Origin of the sequence: Paraburkholderia acidipaludis NBRC 101816 (assembly GCF_000684975.1) — a bacterium.
GTDB lineage: Bacteria > Pseudomonadota > Gammaproteobacteria > Burkholderiales > Burkholderiaceae > Paraburkholderia > Paraburkholderia acidipaludis.
In genome coordinates this window covers 186,827-204,381 of sequence record NZ_BAXZ01000015.1, presented here as the reverse complement: position 1 = coordinate 204,381, position 17,555 = coordinate 186,827, and the positions used below count along the sequence as shown (strand labels likewise).

Below are 17,555 nucleotides of genomic sequence, written 5' to 3'. Positions count from 1 at the left end.
TTGGTGACACTTTTATTTACCTTTGAATCGCAATAAAAGCGTCAATTCGCATAAGTCCGCATTAAATTCGTCACTTCGCCTCCTAAACTTCGAATTCCGTCCGTAAGGTTCTGATCTTATGGAACATTCCCTTAAAATCGCGGAACCGGTCGCGCTGGCTCGGCCTCGCGGCGCTCGGCGCCTCGAGGCGTTCAGCCCGAAGCTCTCGCGACGAATGATCTTTTTCCGGCGTGTGGAGCTGGATCAGTGGATTCTGCTTGAGGCGGACCCCCGTGTGATCACATTCTGCGAACGCCCGGGCTACGTTGTCGTTGAGGACGAGAGGCGGCTCGCAGACTTCTGGGTTCGCTTTTCTGGTCGAAAAGAGTTAGTAATCCTTACTGATGTGGAACTCGAAAATCTGCCGGTGGTAACGCATCGCGATCTCGACGCCGCTACCCTGCCAGTCCGGACCGTTGCGTCAGCAGAGATCGCCGCAGCACAGGTATGGATCGAAAACTGGCAGCGTATGTTGCCGTACATCGTTGCGAACCGGGATCTCATGTCTGCAGCATTGTCCCGCGCGATCGAGCGCTTTCTGGCTCAACCGCACAGACTGCTTGAGGTTGAGCGGGAGTTTGCGACCGGCGATCTCGTGCTGGTGCGAGCCACGCTGTTTCGCCTGTTGCATGCCGGGAAAATCAATGCGCCGGAGTTGCGCACGCAGCCGCTTTCGTTGCTCACGACCTTTCTGATCGAAGGGGCGCATCCATGAATCGTCGCAAACCCGAACTGCAGGCGATCGATGTCTCGGCATGGCCGACCGTCGCTTACACGGAGTTCGATGACGAAACCCGGCGCGTTTTCGAATCGCGGATGCAGGCGATTCTGGGTTACGCCCGAGGCGACTCGCTCGTACAGATCGAGCAATCGACTGGCGTTGATCGACGCCAGCTCTATCGCGTCCTCGGAAGGGCTCTCTCTCCCCATCCAGACGGCAGACCATTCGGCTTCCGCGCCTTGGTCAGGTACGCAAGGATTACCGATTACGTCAGGTTGCGTGCTGTGGTGGTGCGTGGCGAACGTGGTAGTCGCGGCACAGTAGGTGCGTTTTCCCAGCTTCTGGAAGGCTATCCGACGCTTGCCGCGTGGCTGTTGCTGCAGGTGAAATAGCGTCGGGTGTTGCTTGGGCAGATAAATACGGACGGACATCTGCGCACGCGCCTGCGTGGCCTGCAGGCGCTGCATGACGGATTCCTGCGCCAGTGCCGCGAAGTAGGCCTGACTGCTGCGAACTACCCGTTCAACACTGCGGGGCACGCAATCCGTTCCCTGTCGCGCAGGGTGAAGGCGGAAATGCTGCGCGGATTCGGCACAGCCGCGCGAGCGGCAGGCGCATCGCACCTGAAGGGGCTGCCGCGCTTCGATGACGAGGTGAAGGTGGCGGCGACACGTCCCTACCAGGTGGTCGAATTCGACGGCCACCGGCTCGATATCTGCCTCAAGATCGTGGTGCGCGATCCGCTGGGGTTTGAACACGAATTCGAAATGGAACGTGTGTGGCTGCTGGTGATCATCGACGTATGCACACGCGTCGTTCTGGGCTATCACATTGTGCTTGCGAGCGAGTACAGCCGCTACGATGTCATCAAGACCATCGAAAACGCGCTTGAGCCGCATCGTCCGAAGAGCTTTTCGATCGCCGGCCTCGGCTACGGTGTGCACGAGGGCTTCGCGTCGCAGCTGATGCCGGAGCTCGCGTATGCTGTGTGGGAGCGGATGAAGCTCGACAACGCAAAGGCGAACCTGGCCGACGACACAATCAGGGCGCTTTGTGAATTTGTCGGGTGCCTTGTTGATGCGGGGCCGCGCCGCAGCCCGGACGAGCGACCTTATATCGAGCGATTTTTCGGCACCGTCGCCAGCCGCCTTTCGTCGCGCCTGCCTGGCTACACCGGCTCGCATCCGCGCGATCTGCGCCGGGCGCTGGCTGATCCAAAGGGCAATCTGCGTCTGTATGTCTCGCTCGGCGAGCTCGAAGAACTGGTTGAGTATTCGATCGCGAGCTACAACGGCACGCCGCACAGCGGACTGAACAATGCGACGCCGCTCGAAGCGATGGAATTCTTTGTTCGCGGACGGCAGACGATGGTGACGTGGCTTGCCGAGCATCACCGCCGGACGTTGTGTCTGATGCAATCGGCACGCCGTTGTCCTGTGCGTGCCTATCTCGACCAGGGCATTCGCCCCCACATCAATCTTCACGGCGTGCGCTACACCAGCATGGTTCTGGCGATCAGCACGCATCTGATCGGCCAGCGGCTGCTCGTCTACATGAACGCTGACGATCTGCGGTGCGTGCGCGCGTTTCTGCCCGATGGCACCGAACTTGGCGTACTCGATGCGCAAGGGGCGTGGCGGGTGGTGCCGCACAACCTCAAGCTGCGGCAGGAGATACGCAGGCAGAAAGGCCGACGGCGGACCGACGCTCCAGGCGGAGAAAATCCAATCGAAGCCTACGTGCAGCAAAAACTCGCACAGGCAAAGAAAACGCGCAAGGCGGCCTCGGAACTTGCCCACGCAGTGCGACTGCTTGCATCGGTGCCGACCGTGCGCACGCCGGCAGGGCCGACACGCGCATCGCAAACTCCGGAAACCCTGTCACCGGTCACGATGCCAACGCCCGCGGCAGTGGCGGCGGTCGTCGTCGACTCCGTGTCGATTGGGCCCGTCCATCCCAGAAAGCTCACGATCGGTACCGGCCAGGTCTTCTAACCCCAGCTCCTGTATCGGAGGCGTCATCATGTCAGTTGAAATTCCGCGGCCAGTCGATCCCTCGTTGCATCCGCTCGTCACCGGCAACTACCGCATTGCCACACCCGCCATCGAGGCTTTCTACGAACTCGTCGAGCGCTGCCTGCGCTACCGCATCATGGGCGCGCTGATTCACGGCCCGTCACGCATCGGCAAAACCCGGGCAATTGAATATGTCCGCCTGCTGCTGGCACGCAATCATCCGCGGATGACGAGTTACCACGCGCAGTGCGAGCACAAGCCGCGGCACGCGGAAGGCCCGTTCTTTGCCAATCTGCTCGAGGCCGTAGGCGACCCGGACCCCAATGCCGGGACGAATCCTTCAAAGCGCATGCGCCTGTCGCTGCGCATACGCGAGGCGGCCGCGCGTACCGGCAGCGGCACCGTATTGCTGTTTTGCGACGAGGCCCAGCGCTACAACGAGAACGAGTACGAATGGCTACGTGATGTTCATGACGCGCTGGACCGTCAGCAGATCAAGCTCTTTACGTTGCTCGTAGGCCAGCAGGAACTCCTCGCACAGAAGACGGCCTTGCAGCTCGCGGGCAAGACCCAGATTGTCGCGCGCCTGATGGTCGAGGAGTTGTCGTTCTACGGGAGCCGCAACGCGCAGGATGTTGCGACCTGTCTGAACGGATATGACCAGACCGCCTATCCGGAGGGTAGCGCGTGGAGCTTCACGCGCTTCTATGTCCCGCAGGCCTTTGACGCCGGGTACCGTCTGGTTGACGATGCCGACACACTCTGGCGTGCGTTCGAGGTCGCACACCACAAGGCCACGCTGCCCGGACGTCTGGAGCTGCCGATGGAATCGTTCGCGCGCGCGGTCGAGATCGTGCTCAAGGATAGCGAGACCACGGATGCGCCGGGTTACTGTCCGGCAGAAGCGCTGTGGGCCCACGCGGTCCGGCACTGCGGTTACGTCCAGTCCCGTCATGCGACCGGTCGCGTCCTCGTCGCCGCAGCGTAGTGCGGTGCCGCTCAAGGCACCGCGCTTTCCGATCCTCACGGTCGATGAGCGGAAGCTGACGCCTGCGCTGGGCTACCTCTTCAACAGGAAGTGGCTCGATCCGTACGAGTCTCTCATCTCGATACTGTGGAAGTTCGAGAAGGCGAACGCACTGCCGGGCCACGTGGTTGCGCGGTTGCTGGGGCCGGACGTCGATCCATACGAGGGTGTGGTGCCGCAGCTGGGTATCATCGATGTCGACCGGTTGCACGAGAGTCTTCGCGTGCCCGTAGAAACGCTGCGCGCGTCGCTGCTGCCTGCGATACCGCGCAGGCACTACAGCGGTGTCTTCCGCTTCTGCCGCCGTTGTGTTGCACACGGCTATCACACGGTGCTGCACCAGATGGAGAGTAACGAGCTGTGTCCCGCACACGCCCGCGTACTGGAATCGGCGTGCGAGACATGCGGCTACGAAGCGCCGTACCGCGTGAATGTGCGGCTCCTTGAAGCGCCATACCGTTGTGCGTATTGTCTGGCGAGTTATGGAGGCCCGGGGTGGACGCCAGGCCGGGATCCATGGATGACAGCGGAACATCGCAGGGCGTTCGCGCGGCAGTATTTCCAGCGGTATCTGGGATGAGCAGTGCCGGATAAGCGATGACCGGCACGGCATCCGCCCGGATGCGTTTATGCCGAAGGCCGCCGAACAAAGATCCGCTCAATCTGCCGTGTACGCTGAACTTCATCGTGATCGAGGTAGATTGAGGTGGTGGTGATCGATGCGTGTCGCAGGTTATCGTGCACGGTGGTCAGCGTGGCGCCGTTGGTCAGTGCATGGGTTGCGTGGGTGTGCCGCATCCAGTGCGGCGTCGCGCGACGCAGTTTCTGGACGAGCATCGGGTCGTCGGCCTCTATCACGTCGGCGGCCGTACGGAAGAACCGGCGCAGTATTTCCCTCAGGCGCGGCGTGGTGATGCTGCCGTTCATGTTGAGATGACTGATCAGCGGCGTATCCGGTGCCCACCGGTTGGCGCTCACCGGCAGACCACGTTGCATCAGGTACTGGTCGAGCGCAAAGCGCGCGAGCGGTGGCAGCACAACCTTGCCACCTTTCGCACCTTTGCCGGTGAGATGCAGCCACCGCTCACCGTGTGCGCCGTTGTGAATGTCACCGAGTGTGACGCCGACCAGCTCGGCCGCGCGCAGACCCGTTGCATAACCGAAATCGAGGAGAAAGCGCAGGCGCTGGGCAGCCGGCGTCGCCCAGCCATGCGACCACTCGAGGCCATCGGCGATGGTACGGACAAGCTCCCATTCGCCGGCCGTGAAGGCGCGCGAGACGTCCAGTTCGCCGACACGCTGCGCCCCCCGTACCTTTAGATCCGCGAACGGATTCGCCAGCACGTAGCGCTGCGCGATCAGCCACCGGAACATGGCGCGAAGCACCGACAGCGCATAGGCGATGGTATCCGGCGACATCGCGCCCGTGAACGGTCGCCACCCGGGGAACGATCGTGGCTGCGCTGGCCCGACCCAGCGGACTCGCGGAGCCGGATGACGCAGGAAGGCGCGATACGCCGGCGCGTCCTCGCTAGCCAGCGAGGACAGCGCCTTGCCGCGCTCAACAATCGCCCACAGCAGCAACCGTTCCGCTTCCCGGCGATAGGCACGCCGGGTTTCGGCCGCTTCGTGGCGTTCAAGCCAGGCATTGATTGCCTGCCAGTCGTTATCGGCCTCGAGGGCGCACAGCCGCTTCGGCGCGCGGAAGATGCCGGATGAACCGTCCACGTCGTGCGGAACGCGGATGCTTTCCCATGGTGTAACGGGGGAACCCGCTGCCATGACGACGAGGGCGCGGGCCCGCTCGGTGAGCGCGGGATGAGCGACAAAGAAGGCTTCGATTCGCCGGGCGCTGCGTTCACCGAGCCCGGGGATCGCGACCCACCACCGGCGGCGGCGGGGAACCCGGACAGTCAGGTCCGCTAACGTCCGGATGCCGTGCCGGTGCAGTACCGGAATGACCCGGGGTTGGAGCCAGGTTTCGACCGCATCGCTCACTAGCGGCTGCGGAACCGGAACTAACGGCAGGAGGTCGAGCGCCCGCATCGCGGCACCGCGATGACGGGTACGCTCGCCGTCCATGCATTGAAACGGCTCCGCGAGATCGGCGCGATGGCGGGTCAGAGCGAATCCGGCCACCTGCCGGCGAATGCGACCGATCGCACCGCGCGCGGAATGGCTGCCATCGAGCGCCTGCGGGCAATATCGCAGGATTGCGTCGCGCGCGCCGGCGCCGTCGTACCACGCGCGCAACGCGCAGAGGGAGGCGGTGCCGGGCAACGGCGGTGGGGTGGATGGGTTGGGCATCTCCCCAGTATAGGTAACAGGTTATGGGGTGGGCTGAGGTGAGGCTTGGTGTGACGCGTTTTCCAGGCTGCGTGTTTGAGCGAAAAACGCAGCTATGTCGCTAATATCTCTTAGCGAGAGGGCAGCACCTTACACGCACGTCTGCAGGGGAATGCGCCTGCGCATGGCGTGGCGGGTCGCGAAGCCAGAGCCGCTTTGCGACCCATAGCCGACGATCGACGAAGCGTGACGCCTTCGGTAGCTTTCAGGGCTTGGAGCGGTCATCGTTTTCTTCGAGCCTGTTACCGATCAGACCAGCACGCCACCGCCGTCCACAACGATGGTCTGTCCCGTAGCATAGCGATTGGTCATCAAATAGACGTACGTTTGCGCGAGGTCCTCAGCCTCGCCGACACGACCGACTGGCAATGCCACGCTACTTGCGGCGTAGAGCGCTTCGCGCTCAAATTCGGGCAAGTTATCCCATAGCGGCGTGCGCACCAAACCGGGACTCACGAGGTTGACGCGAATGGGCGCCAACTCCACCGCGAGTGCCCGTGTGAAACCTTCCATCGCGCTGCAGACGCTGGCGAGCGCCACCCAACCCGGTTGTGGCCGCAAGCTCGCAATACCGCTGGTCAACACCACCGAGCCGCCGGGACGGAGATACGGTGCCGCATATTTGACAGCGGCAATTGCGCCGAAGACTCGCACTTCGAAAATCTGGCGGACCGTAGCGAGGTCCATGTCGGCGAGCGCTCCGGTTCGCAACGAATCCCCCGCGCTGTAGACCAGATGGTCGAAGGCGCCGACTTGCCCGAACAGTGCGCGCACGGCGGGCTCGTGACTCAGATCGACCGTGTACCCCTTGACCCGGTCGCCGAGTCTCGCGACGGCTTCGGCGACTCGCTCACTGCGGGATGAAACAACGCTCACTGAGGCACCGGCTGCCAGCGCGGCCTGCGCCGTGGCAAGGCCGATTCCGGAGGTGCCGCCCAGCAGGACGACGTGTTGATGCTGAAGGTTCGTGCTTGCAATAGTCATGGTGAGTCCTCGCCGTGGATTGTGAGTGAAGCCATGACCCGAGTATTATTCTTTAGCCAGACTTGATAAACCCAGTATCTCTTCGAACACTCCTTAATAAGACTTGCGAATGGATCGATTCAACAGCATGGCGATATTTGCACGCGTGGTCGAGCGCGGCAGCTTTACCGCCGCGGCCGAAGGCAGCGGTATGACGCCCACGATGGTCGGCAACCATATCCGCGAGTTGGAGCGACGGCTCGAAGGCCGGCTGCTGAATCGCACCACGCGGCGTCAAAGCCTGACCGAACTCGGCAAGCGCTATCACTCGCGATGCCTCGAAATTCTGGCGCTGGTGGACTCCGCCGAACTGGACGCGCGAGAAATGCAGAGCAACCCGCGTGGCCGATTGCGGGTGAGTTGCCCGGTTATCTATGGCACGCGTGTGCTCGTACCGGCGCTTGCCGCGTACCTCGACCGCTACCCCGAGGTTCAGGTCGAACTGTCCCTTAACGATCGTTTCGTCGATCTGGCGGAAGAAGGTTTCGACGCTGCCATTCGCACAGGGGTACTGCCGGACTCGGGCTTGATTGCGCGGCCGTTGACCCATTCGCCGCGTATCGCCTGCGCATCACCGGCCTATCTGGCGCGCCACGGGCAGCCGCAGGTGCCCGCCGATCTGGCGCAGCACAACTGCCTCGCTTTTATGGTCGCGACCGGACCCGAACGTGAATGGCGTTTCTCACGTCCCGGCGGCAATGGCGTGGAGCGCATCGCGGTGCGCGGCCGTCTCGATGTCAATGGCGGCCTCGCGCTTCGCGAAGCCGCGCTCGTGGGACTGGGGGTGATTTTTCAACCTCAGGTAATGCTGCAGGAAGATCTGGATGCGGGTCGGCTCGTTCGTCTTTTTCCCGACTGGCCGGCGCAGACGTGGCCAATCCATGTGGTGCATTTGCCCGATGCGCGTATGCCACGGAAGCTGGCAAGTTTTATCGCCTTCGTCCAGGAAACGTTGGGGCACGACAGCGAACGGTAGACTAGCCATGTTGTGGGAAAGCGGCCTGTAGCGAGTCAGCAATGAGTTTCTGTGACGGTGTTGATGGTGGGTCTGGTCGATCACACGCCCAACACCCTCGGCTCACGAAGGTCCGCTGCTTGAGCGGAGCAGCCGCTCGAATGTCCGTGTGGAGGCGACGGCGAACGGCGGCAACTGGCCGATTATCGTCCGACGCATGTAGTGCAAGGTGACCCCACTCTGCTTTCCAATTCGAGCCGCTGCTGTCGTGGCTTCTTGGACGCAACGAGTCATCCGTCAGCCGGGAAGCGGCACGACGAAGGCGGTCGACGCAGGAATAACAGGAAGAGCCGACCCGTCACGACGAAGAATATGCCCGACCATCGTATTGCCCTTCGACCACTCTGGTATCTCTGGTTCAACAGGTCTTGGTTGAGATAGAAAACCATCGATTCGGACATGAAAAGTCGCGAAAGTTTTTGTCCACAAAAATCCGCGTGCGCGTTTGAGCCGAGAAACCTTTGAAAAATTCCGGGGTCAATGTCACACCCAGCCTTGGGACGGCAGCGGTCGATCACCGCATTGTCGAAACCAAGCTTAGCCAGATAGTAACTTCCCTCAAAATAGCACCTCACGTGTTTCGCTGTCGTCAAGCATCAGGATCAACTGGGCACGCCGCGTGTCCGCTGCACGCATCGTTTGGCTACGAGCCGCCGACAGCAATTGTTTGCGCTCAAGCGTGGTCAAGTTCATCATTTGCATGTGTTTCATTGAATACCAATTCGGGTGCTTTTTCAATGACGCAATGGACTAGTAGTACAACACCCCGGCATTGCCAACGTGAGCCGCCGCCTTGCATCTATTCCTCGCCGCGCAGCGCCGACAGCTTCCCGTCCCTGCTAACGCGAAAACGCACTCCGCGCCAAACTACGCTGGAAGGTCCAAAACTCGCGGCGTAAATCGAGAATTGAACGATTTCCCAGAGGACCAGCAGTGGCAACCTTAGTATTCCAGACGGTTTGCCTTCTAGTGCGTTGTCAACTTTCCAGATTAACAATATGCGTGCAAGGAGCGCAGCAAAAGTGAGTAACCAGGCTGACGTTTCGCCACCCGAGAAAATGGTAGCCAGCAGGGTGAGTGCGAGCGGATGCATCAGTACCGCACCGAGATGACCGGATCGATCCGCTGCGCGTATCGTGCGGCTCCACCGTAACTCGTGGCGGAATACCTTGGAAAAAGAATTCTCCACGCAGGCATGTTCTGTGACAATGGGCGGGACGGCAACACTGCCGCCAGTGCGTCGCACTGCCTCCCCAATGGCGTGATCTTCCGCAAGATGGTTTGAGAACTGCACCAGGCCACCAATACGTGTTAGCGTCTCACGGGTCATTGCCATCGACTGACCAAAGCATGGTCGTGCACGACCGATAGCGAGGCCCGTTATCACACCCGGTAGAAAATGGTAGTTCGTCGCAGCGCCCGAAAGGAGCGGCCAGAGACCCGCAGGGCTGAGGGCCCGATACGGTGTCGTTACGAGATCAATTCCCGGCTTCTGCAATGTCCCTATGACCTGACTGAGATAACTCCGCCCGACGCGCACGTCGCTGTCAGAGAAGCACAGCACCTCGTGCCTCGCATGCTCGAGCATATTGACGAGATTCGCAATCTTGCGGTTCGCCCCATAAAGTCGGCCATCAGCGACAACGGTAATGTCTGCGTGCGGATAACGGGTACGTACAGCGTTTACAGCGGCGAGTGCATCGTCGTTGGCATCGTGGACACCGAAGAGGAACTGGATCGGTCCGGGATAGTCCTGCTCAAAATGGCTCGCCAGGTGGCTTTCCAGTTCCCACTCGTTACCGTGCAATGGCTTGGCCAGCGTCACGCCTGGATAGTGCGCGGGGAACGACGCACGCCTGGCAAAAAAACGCCCCACGAGCATACCCGCCAATCCGGTATAAATAACGCTGAGCAACCCGCCAAGCTCGCAGAGGAATGTCAGTGCCTGAAGCAGTATATGCATGTCCCGTTCCAGCTATGCCAGGAAGAGCCGAACTTCATCCACAGGCCGGATATGGCCGCCAACGACCACGATGATCTGGCATAGAAACCACGATTACTCTCCGCCCTGTCCATTGCCCCCATACATTCTGCGCAGTCGTGTCGCGCCTTACCTACCATGCAAATGCGGCGCGAGCGCGCGCACTCGTATGGTTATCCAATTCAGCGGATACGACAGCAGACCTGGCTCCAGCCCACCCGAAGAAAAGCCTATGTTCCTGCGGCATTTTCTTGAAAATGTATCCGGCGGAACGCTGTCTGTGTCTTCCATGCAGCCGCGTACCGTCTCCACTCTGCATGTCGCTCCCGCAGCAGCCTGATCCTTCGGGGAACAACCCCGCAAATCTTATCAGGCCGGGATGAAGAACAGCTTAAGGACACCCTCAAAGGCGTGTCGCCTGCTGAACAACCGGGGGTAAACCTCGGCCTACGATGTGTGCGCCTTCAGCCTCGCTTCACTGCGCCAGACAACGCTTCACACATCTTGCACTGACTATCGCCAGTTCGTTCTGCCGGGGCCTCATGCGGGCTGCTCTTCTTATAAACCAGCCAACCGTTAAGGATTTCTTCAGAACGTCTCAGTACGATGTTCAGCCCGGCAACCGCTTTTACCGACACTCCTTTATTCTCGTGAGCGATACCCCCTCCGATATCTGGTCAAACTGGCTTCTTCGTGATCGCCATGGCGATGACACCGAGTACAGATCGCGACTGCGTGTCGAAATGACGGCATACGCCGATCGTGTGCTGAACTTTGCTCGTCTCAAGCCCCACATGAAACTCGCCGATATTGGCACTGGAGACGGTCTGGTGGCATTTCGCGCCATCGAACGTACCGGCGGAAAGCTAAATGTGACCATGACCGACATTTCTGCACCGATGCTGGCACACGCCGGCGCAAGAGCACACGTTCTTGGCGTGCACGATCAATGTGAATTCCTTCAGTGCCCCGCCGAAAAACTGGACGGCGTCGACGACGCTTCCGTCGATGCCGTCGTGATGCGCGCAGTGCTTGCATATGTCGCTGACAAACCCGCCGCGATGCGAGAGTTTTTCCGGATACTAAAACCCGGTGGCCGACTTGCAATGGCTGAGCCCGTCATTCGCGACGAAGCCCTTGAGGTCTGTGCCTTAAAACAGATCGTCGACGCGCGCATTGGAGACCCTCAAGATCCCTTTTTCGCACTGTTGCTGCGGTGCAGGGCAGCACAGTATCCTGACACGAAGGAGAAGATAAGTTCGCTTCCCATCACCAGTTACGGCGAACGGGATCTTGTACGATTTGCAGTCGATACTGGCTTTACGGATATCCATCTCGAATTGCATATCGACGTCCGTACCGAAGATTCGCCATCGTGGCAGACCTATTTGCATACCTCCCCTTACCCTGGGGCGCCGACGCTGAAATCAGTACTCGAAACACAATTTACGCTCGGGGAACGAGAGTTTCTGGAAGCGCGGTTACGCCCACTGGTCGAAAGCGGTCACCGGTTCGCTGCCGTTCGCATTGCTTATCTCACGGCACAACGACCACACTGATCGACATCTGATTACCTCAACTCTTCCGTAAGCCATGGGCTAACATGAAAAATCGCACTTGCAGGGCGAAATCTCCCCAACGGAGGCCGCCTGGCTCAGACAGCGGGCGATCGATCGCGTCGTTGCTCAACGACGCATGATTCCCCGTTTGACGGGGAGTTTCCACTTCTCCGCATCCGACGTCCGATCGCTGCGCCCCCACGGAGCCGCCAATTCCCCTTTCCATGCAAACTGGCGCGCGCTTGCTGCTGCAACATCGAGAACGTTCACACCAATCGGAGCCAGATTAGCCCAGCCGCCACGTTAAGCATAACTTAAGGAAAGTCAACCATAATCAGAAGGCGGATTCAATGTGCCCCGGCATCCTTCGACGCCGTGGACGTGGGGGAAATGTCATGAATCTCGTCCTTTCCAGCACGCTCGTCGCGTTCTCACTGATCATTCCGGGCGAATCGTTCGCCCACCCGCCCGCAATGCCGTCACTCAATGAGCGACCGCCGGCGCATCAGCTGGAACCCGCAGACCCCACCGCCCCGGCCCGAGGCGACCCAGCCGGAAACGGAAATCAGTCAATTGGTCGTGGCACCACGCCGAATTACCACGCCCGATCTGGAGAAAGTTCCGACTATGGAGGTGCCCCGGTTGGCTCTTCAGCATCTGGTAGTTCCTTCCCTAGCCACAATTGATCGCGCCCTCGCGGCGGGTTCCTTGTTAGACAATGACCATTCCAGGTCACGGCGCGATGAATGTGTAACGCGTGTTTCGGTTAAGCATCTCCACCATTCGGATCGCTGCCTTCTGGCCAACGCTAGCCGCCAAGCCGATCATTAATGCAGACACCCTAGACCGCCCCGCCATCGCTGAAGACAGCCTTAACTGAAAGCCCGTAGCCATGGTGTCGGGCGCTACTCCCGTTATCACCGGAATGCGATACAGTGAGAGATTGTTTGAAAGGCCGCCAGGGCGCAACGCTATGTCATCTGATTTGAGAATACGACTCCTTCTTGTCGAGGATGACGATCTGATCGGTAGTGGTGTGGAGGTCAGTCTGCGTCAGGCTGGCTATACCGTCGACTGGGTACGCGACGGCTACGCGGCCTCCATTTCGCTTATGACGACACGCTACGCCCTTGTGATCCTCGACCTTGGATTGCCCGGCAAGTCGGGAACGGAGTTGCTTCGCTCGCTCCGCGACGCAGGCGATGATACCCCGGTTCTCGTACTGACCGCTCGCGGCACCGTCGCCGATCGCGTCCGTGGACTTGACGCCGGCGCGGATGACTACCTGGCCAAGCCCTTTGAACTCTCCGAACTGCTGGCACGTTGCCGTGCCCTTGTACGCCGTTCACAGGGACGCCGCGGCGAAACGATAGTCTGGCGTGGTATTGCAATTGATCTTGTCGGCCATACAGTCACCCACAACGGCGTCCGAGTTGCATTGACCGCCAGGGAGTGGGCGATCCTCGTTCAACTCATCACACACCAGGGTATGCCACAGTCGCGCGCACGTCTCGAGGACAGCCTGTACGGCTGGCAGGAAAGCATTGAGAGCAACGCGATCGAGGTGCATGTCTCGAACCTGCGCAAGAAACTTGGAGCAGACCTGATCCGTACCGTGCGAGGCATCGGTTACGTTATCGAAAAACCATGATCTCGCTTTCGATACGCCATCGCCTGTCCTCGACGATTCTTTGCTGCGTCACGCTCGTTTGGCTAGTCGCAGTATATGGCTGCTTTCGCAATGCCTCCCGGGAGGTGCAGGAATGGGAAGACGCACGCCTCGTCGAGTACGCGGCATTGATCGTCCATCTGTCCCCGACCGACCTCAACCGCTTCGCACATTTCCCCCTTGACGCGCGCGTTGAGCTGGATGCGTCCGACGCCCGGCATGCACCCACCATCGATAGCGATCGGTTGCCTCGCGACATTCTGTTCGAGGTGCGCGACGCGAGCGGTGCAATTGTCACATCCAGCTTACCGCAAAGAATCGCGGCTATGGGTGGGCCGCGTGGGACATTCCGTGAACCGGTAACGCTCAGCGTCGATGGGACGCCCTGGCGTGCGTATGCGCTGGTGGATCGAGCATCGGGCCGTGCAGTTTGGGCAGTTGAACCATCCAATACCCGAAGTGACCTGGCGACCGGCACTGCTCATCAGATAGTCTGGCCGCTGATTGTCGCATTGCCCATCCTCGCTCTTCTTCTCTGGTATGCAATTGGCCGGAGCCTCGCACCGCTCAAAACACTGTCCACGACGATACGTGCCCGCGATGCGCAGTCGCTCGAACCCACTGGCATGGATAACGCACCCACCGAAGTTCGTGCGCTAGTCGATGCGCTGGACCGACTGTTGGCACAACTGAGGCAATCCATCGCTCGCGAACGTACGTTCACGTCCGACGCGGCACACGAACTGAAAACGCCGCTCGCAGCAATCAAGGTGCAGGCGCAGGTTGCGCTCGCCTCAGACAACCCGGAAACCCGCCGGCTAGCGATGAAACGAGTCGTTCAGGGCGTCGACCGGAGCGCCCGTCTCGCCGAACAGTTGCTGCTGCTTGCGCGGCTGGACGAATATGAACGTATCCCCGCGCAAGTCCTCGCGAGCGGTGAACTTATCAAGGATGCGGTTGATCGCCACATAGCACATGCGAGCGAGAAGGGTATCGACATCACAGTCGCGCTTGGCTCTGCAAAGGCCATTCGGGTCGACGCCGTGCTGTTCGGCATCCTACTCGACAACCTGATCGACAATGCGGTCAAATACGGAAATATAAATGGAAAGATCGCGGTGTCGACCTACGACTGCGGTACAACGCAATGCCTGGCAGTCCGCGACGATGGCCCCGGGGTTGCACGAGGTGAGTGCGCACGGCTGACCGACCGCTTCTTCCGCGGAACCGCCACTCAATCGCCCGGCAGTGGGCTAGGGCTTTCGATCGTCGAACGGATCACGCGGTACTTCGGTGGAACGCTGCGTTTCGAGCCAGGCCTGAGTGAAAGGGGGCTCGCTGTCGTCGTTGCGTTCCCTGCGCTGGATTCGCCGACCTCCGAGATGAAAAATGATTCTTTTGCGCGCGACGAAGCGCTCCGCGACATCAGGCATCCTCCTTAACCTTCTGTTAAGGACTCGCCCGTAGAATCGTTCCGATCGAATCAGGATTTCGTTGTCGAAGGAAAGACCATGCATACGACCATCCGATACAACACCGTGGCACGACTCCTCCACTGGCTTGTGGCAGCGCTTGTAGCCGGACAATTCGTGCTGGGGTGGAGCATGCCTGATGTTCGTCACGACACGCAACCCGTCGGGTTGATCGCATGGCATATCACAGCAGGAACGGCGTTACTCGCAGCCATGATTTTTCGTCTCCTCTGGCGCGTGACTCATCGTCCTCCGGCTGACGATCTCGCCCCGGTGTTACGGGCAATCTCACTGGCCACGCATTGGGCGCTTTACACATTGCTTTTCGTGGTCCCGATTCTCGGCTGGATCAACGCTTCCTCCCGCGCGTGGCAAATAGGCCTGTTCCGGGTGATCCCTCTGCCCGCTCTATCGCCAGTCGGTTGGTCGTTCGGCCGCGCGATGGGTGACGTACATGGATTCCTGGCGTGGGTATTGTTTATCCTCATTTTCGTCCACACCGCAGCGGCACTCCTGCATCGCTACGTACTCCGCGATCGCGTCATGCAACGAATGGCTCTCTGGTAGTGGCCAAGGAGTACCCAAAAGAATGCAGAGGCGGCGCCCGCAGACGATTCGAGCGGCCATCTACGGCCGGCGCACATAGCCACGAGCATCCCTGTGAAGTGCCTATGTGACTCCCGCTTCATAGCCGCGCGAACGCTCGGAGATACATTGACGGCTTTTGAGACATCTTAAGGGAGCATGACGCGGCCGGCACCGTAGCCGCTCCATAACCGCCGCCTCCGTTTTACTCGCGAGGCAACTCAATGATATTCAAACGCTTTGAGCAGGGCGACTGCGGTCTCGGTGGCGCCTTCGAAGTCGAGGCACTGGGCCTGCACGTTCGGCGACGACGGGACCGGGGTGCCATATGCAGCACGTCGATCTCAACGCTTTCGAGCGGGTCAGAGAATTGCCATAACTCTAAATAATAATTCAAAATTCCGAGCATCCGATGTAACAATAGATACCGCCAGAATGGGCATACTGTCAACGTTGCCGTCCCCGCGGCAGCGATTGTTCTCGTCGCCCCGGTATGGTCCCCGGGGTTTTTTTTGAATTGTTGAATCGGTACAAGAGCCATAGTGCGGTCGCAGGAAATAGCTCAGGGTGCCTTAAGCTTCCGGTGTTATCGTCTAGGAAGAGTAAGCGTCAATCCGAGGCCGTCTTGACGATCAGAACTTTACTTCCGAGAGCTGCTGATTCGCGAGCACGAGATCGAAGGCGGCGGGATCGAAGCTGCCGCCGCACCACTCAAGGAAGTGGTCGTGCTCTTCGTGACTCGGATCGGCGATCGCTTCGAGGAAATCGGCATATCTTGGCACTCCACCGACGTCTTCCGGTGGACACGCATTCCGCCCGTTTAGGCACAACGGCCGGCGCATATCTGGATCAGGCACGAGTGCCTTCTCGACTTTGATCCGATGCTGCCAGTTGTTACCGTAGTCGTAGATGTAGGTGAATGACTTCAGCCAGCCCAGCGCCTTCGCCAGCGTGACCCGTGCTTCATTGAGCATCGGTGGATCGCTCTGGAATCCGAAGTCATCAGGTTCACCATAGTTGGTTTCGCCGAAGACGAACTCGTGCAGATGCGCGCCTTCCCAGCCCATGGCCAGATGCAGCACGACATGCAGCTTGCCCAGCCGAATCGAGCCGGGAACGATGATTCGTCGCCAGATCACCGGCTTGATGTACTTCAGCTACAAGGGGCTGCTCAAGAACACGGCACAACTGTTCATTCTCGAACCTGGTGATCGCGCGAAACCGGCTGCGGCCGGTTCATGAGAGCAGTCCGTCATGCGTGTGAAAGATGCGGGAAATGACGCGCATCCTCGGACCAAACTTCTCCGAATGGGCGGTGCTTCGCTTCGGCATCCGACCGTTCCGCTCCAACACCCTCGCACGATCGCCTATTAATCAGGGAGTCCCTAGATTGCCGTCGCGTGGGGGCTGCGGGCAGACAATTACATATCAACTTTGAGTTGATCTTCTGCCTTGGCTAACGATTGGCGCAAGATTTCGTTCCGAGACCGCGACCGATCAGTTCTTGTCGCCGGCAGAGCGCGGGCTTTGTTGCGTCAGTATTTCGCGCGCTACCTGAGCAGCGTAATACAGTGTTTCGTAGATCTGCCTATTCCCTCCACCCTCGACTGCCGTTAACCGAAGTGAGCAGATACACATGCTCGCAACCTATAGGAGATGTACATGAGCGTTTCTTCTGTTGGCGACAACCAACAACTCCAGCTCCCGGTTCAGACCGCACACACACAAACGGCACAACGTGGCGCGACATCGCGGGAAGCTCGTGAAGTCGGTCCTGATGTCGATGGAGACGGCGACGATGCGGGCGCAAAGGCGGTCAAGGCAGCAGCTACGCAGCCGGTGGCATCGCCGAGCGTGAACAGCAGCGGCCAGCAAGTCGGGACGATCATCAACGTCAAGGCCTGAGCGGGCGATTCGTCTCAGCAACCGCAATCCCCAGCATGATGTTTCTCGCGGTCTGGACGCATCTTTTCCAAGTCTGCGTTGACGTGCACCAGGCCCACACACATGAGGTGTGGGCTGGCTTGGCTTGGGTCATCTGTGGATACCGCGTACCATACCGGCTTTTGGCATGGGCATCAGCAGCCTCATGGCGCCTGCGGC

The 17,555-nt window shown here is 59.9% G+C and carries 14 protein-coding genes and 2 pseudogenes; 11 read left to right on the top strand and 5 right to left on the bottom strand.

What is annotated here, in order from left to right; translation table 11 throughout:
- Positions 1-118 precede the first annotated feature (118 nt).
- The 4 genes and pseudogenes from BAC01S_RS17900 to BAC01S_RS17885 all read left to right on the top strand — a co-directional run bounded on the left by BAC01S_RS17900 (position 119) and on the right by BAC01S_RS17885 (position 4,382).
- Positions 119-754: a hypothetical protein gene (locus BAC01S_RS17900; RefSeq protein WP_027796015.1), complete on the top strand. Its 636-nt coding sequence runs from the start codon at positions 119-121 to the stop codon at positions 752-754.
- A pseudogene (locus BAC01S_RS31670) lies at positions 751-2,754 on the top strand (integrase). The gene BAC01S_RS17900 and the pseudogene BAC01S_RS31670 overlap by 4 nt, the downstream one beginning before the upstream one ends.
- Before the next feature lie 28 nt (positions 2,755-2,782).
- Positions 2,783-3,763 carry an ATP-binding protein gene (locus BAC01S_RS17890; protein WP_027796014.1) on the top strand — a complete coding sequence of 327 codons (981 nt, stop codon included), beginning with the start codon at positions 2,783-2,785 and terminating at the stop codon, positions 3,761-3,763.
- Complete coding sequence (locus BAC01S_RS17885) at positions 3,729-4,382, top strand: hypothetical protein (protein ID WP_027796013.1); 654 nt, start codon at positions 3,729-3,731, stop codon at positions 4,380-4,382. Before BAC01S_RS17890 ends, BAC01S_RS17885 begins: the two co-directional genes overlap by 35 nt.
- A 47-nt stretch (positions 4,383-4,429) precedes the next feature.
- On the opposite strand, the gene BAC01S_RS17880 is transcribed toward BAC01S_RS17885, so the two are convergent.
- Positions 4,430-6,109, bottom strand: coding sequence for a phage integrase family protein (locus BAC01S_RS17880; RefSeq protein ID WP_027796012.1), 1,680 nt, complete (start codon positions 6,107-6,109; stop codon positions 4,430-4,432).
- A gap of 288 nt (positions 6,110-6,397) precedes the next feature.
- Positions 6,398-7,132: an SDR family oxidoreductase gene (locus BAC01S_RS17875; RefSeq protein WP_043202616.1), complete on the bottom strand. Its 735-nt coding sequence runs from the start codon at positions 7,130-7,132 to the stop codon at positions 6,398-6,400.
- A gap of 109 nt (positions 7,133-7,241) precedes the next feature.
- Here BAC01S_RS17875 and BAC01S_RS17870 point away from each other — a divergent pair, with 109 nt between their 5' ends.
- Positions 7,242-8,147 (top strand): LysR family transcriptional regulator, encoded by a 906-nt coding sequence (locus BAC01S_RS17870; protein WP_027796010.1) that lies wholly within the window; start codon positions 7,242-7,244, stop codon positions 8,145-8,147.
- Between the two features lie 597 nt (positions 8,148-8,744).
- On the opposite strand, the gene BAC01S_RS34680 is transcribed toward BAC01S_RS17870, so the two are convergent.
- Both BAC01S_RS34680 and hpnI read right to left on the bottom strand, forming a co-directional pair.
- Entirely contained in the window at positions 8,745-8,897 is a 153-nt protein-coding gene (locus BAC01S_RS34680) for a hypothetical protein (protein WP_218001707.1), read from the bottom strand.
- An 88-nt stretch (positions 8,898-8,985) separates the two neighbouring features.
- Positions 8,986-10,149: a bacteriohopanetetrol glucosamine biosynthesis glycosyltransferase HpnI gene (gene hpnI, locus BAC01S_RS33925; protein WP_084168633.1), complete on the bottom strand. Its 1,164-nt coding sequence runs from the start codon at positions 10,147-10,149 to the stop codon at positions 8,986-8,988.
- 560 nt (positions 10,150-10,709) lie between these two features.
- Between hpnI and BAC01S_RS33335 the strand changes: the two genes are divergently transcribed.
- From BAC01S_RS33335 to BAC01S_RS17835, 4 genes are all read left to right on the top strand, one after another.
- The gene (locus BAC01S_RS33335) at positions 10,710-11,726 is read left to right on the top strand and encodes a class I SAM-dependent methyltransferase (protein WP_027796008.1); all 1,017 of its coding nucleotides are present in this window, start codon (positions 10,710-10,712) and stop codon (positions 11,724-11,726) included.
- Positions 11,727-12,717: 991 nt separating this feature from the next.
- Complete coding sequence (locus tag BAC01S_RS17845; RefSeq protein ID WP_027796007.1) at positions 12,718-13,377, top strand: response regulator; 660 nt, start codon at positions 12,718-12,720, stop codon at positions 13,375-13,377.
- Positions 13,374-14,837 carry an ATP-binding protein gene (locus BAC01S_RS17840; protein ID WP_027796006.1) on the top strand — a complete coding sequence of 488 codons (1,464 nt, stop codon included), beginning with the start codon at positions 13,374-13,376 and terminating at the stop codon, positions 14,835-14,837. Before BAC01S_RS17845 ends, BAC01S_RS17840 begins: the two co-directional genes overlap by 4 nt.
- Positions 14,838-14,906: 69 nt before the next feature.
- Positions 14,907-15,434, top strand: coding sequence for a cytochrome b (locus BAC01S_RS17835; RefSeq protein WP_027796005.1), 528 nt, complete (start codon positions 14,907-14,909; stop codon positions 15,432-15,434).
- A 650-nt stretch (positions 15,435-16,084) separates the two neighbouring features.
- Here BAC01S_RS17835 and BAC01S_RS31660 read toward each other — a convergent pair.
- Entirely contained in the window at positions 16,085-16,591 is a 507-nt protein-coding gene (locus BAC01S_RS31660) for a plasmid pRiA4b ORF-3 family protein (protein WP_245616611.1), read from the bottom strand.
- Between the two features lie 16 nt (positions 16,592-16,607).
- On the opposite strand from BAC01S_RS31660, the pseudogene BAC01S_RS34675 reads away from it, so the two are divergent.
- Positions 16,608-16,716 (top strand): annotated as a pseudogene (locus BAC01S_RS34675) (IS5/IS1182 family transposase); the annotation flags it as partial.
- A gap of 398 nt (positions 16,717-17,114) precedes the next feature.
- Entirely contained in the window at positions 17,115-17,357 is a 243-nt protein-coding gene (locus BAC01S_RS33920; RefSeq protein ID WP_084168635.1) for a hypothetical protein, read from the top strand.
- Positions 17,358-17,555 lie beyond the last annotated feature (198 nt).

Bases quoted from the DNA above. Each gene is read 5' to 3' on its own strand.
- BAC01S_RS17900 (WP_027796015.1), top strand. From the start codon at position 119: ATGGAACATTCCCTTAAAATCGCGGAACCGGTCGCGCTGGCTCGGCCT.
- BAC01S_RS17835 (WP_027796005.1), top strand. From the start codon at position 14,907: ATGCATACGACCATCCGATACAACACCGTGGCACGACTCCTCCACTGG.
- BAC01S_RS33920 (WP_084168635.1), top strand. From the start codon at position 17,115: ATGAGCGTTTCTTCTGTTGGCGACAACCAACAACTCCAGCTCCCGGTT.
- BAC01S_RS17885 (WP_027796013.1), top strand. From the start codon at position 3,729: ATGCGACCGGTCGCGTCCTCGTCGCCGCAGCGTAGTGCGGTGCCGCTC.
- BAC01S_RS17840 (WP_027796006.1), top strand. From the start codon at position 13,374: ATGATCTCGCTTTCGATACGCCATCGCCTGTCCTCGACGATTCTTTGC.
- BAC01S_RS33335 (WP_027796008.1), top strand. From the start codon at position 10,710: ATGCGGGCTGCTCTTCTTATAAACCAGCCAACCGTTAAGGATTTCTTC.
- BAC01S_RS34680 (WP_218001707.1), bottom strand. From the start codon at position 8,897: ATGAAACACATGCAAATGATGAACTTGACCACGCTTGAGCGCAAACAA.
- BAC01S_RS17890 (WP_027796014.1), top strand. From the start codon at position 2,783: ATGTCAGTTGAAATTCCGCGGCCAGTCGATCCCTCGTTGCATCCGCTC.
- BAC01S_RS17875 (WP_043202616.1), bottom strand. From the start codon at position 7,132: ATGACTATTGCAAGCACGAACCTTCAGCATCAACACGTCGTCCTGCTG.
- BAC01S_RS17870 (WP_027796010.1), top strand. From the start codon at position 7,242: ATGGATCGATTCAACAGCATGGCGATATTTGCACGCGTGGTCGAGCGC.
- BAC01S_RS17880 (WP_027796012.1), bottom strand. From the start codon at position 6,109: ATGCCCAACCCATCCACCCCACCGCCGTTGCCCGGCACCGCCTCCCTC.
- hpnI (WP_084168633.1), bottom strand. From the start codon at position 10,149: ATGCATATACTGCTTCAGGCACTGACATTCCTCTGCGAGCTTGGCGGG.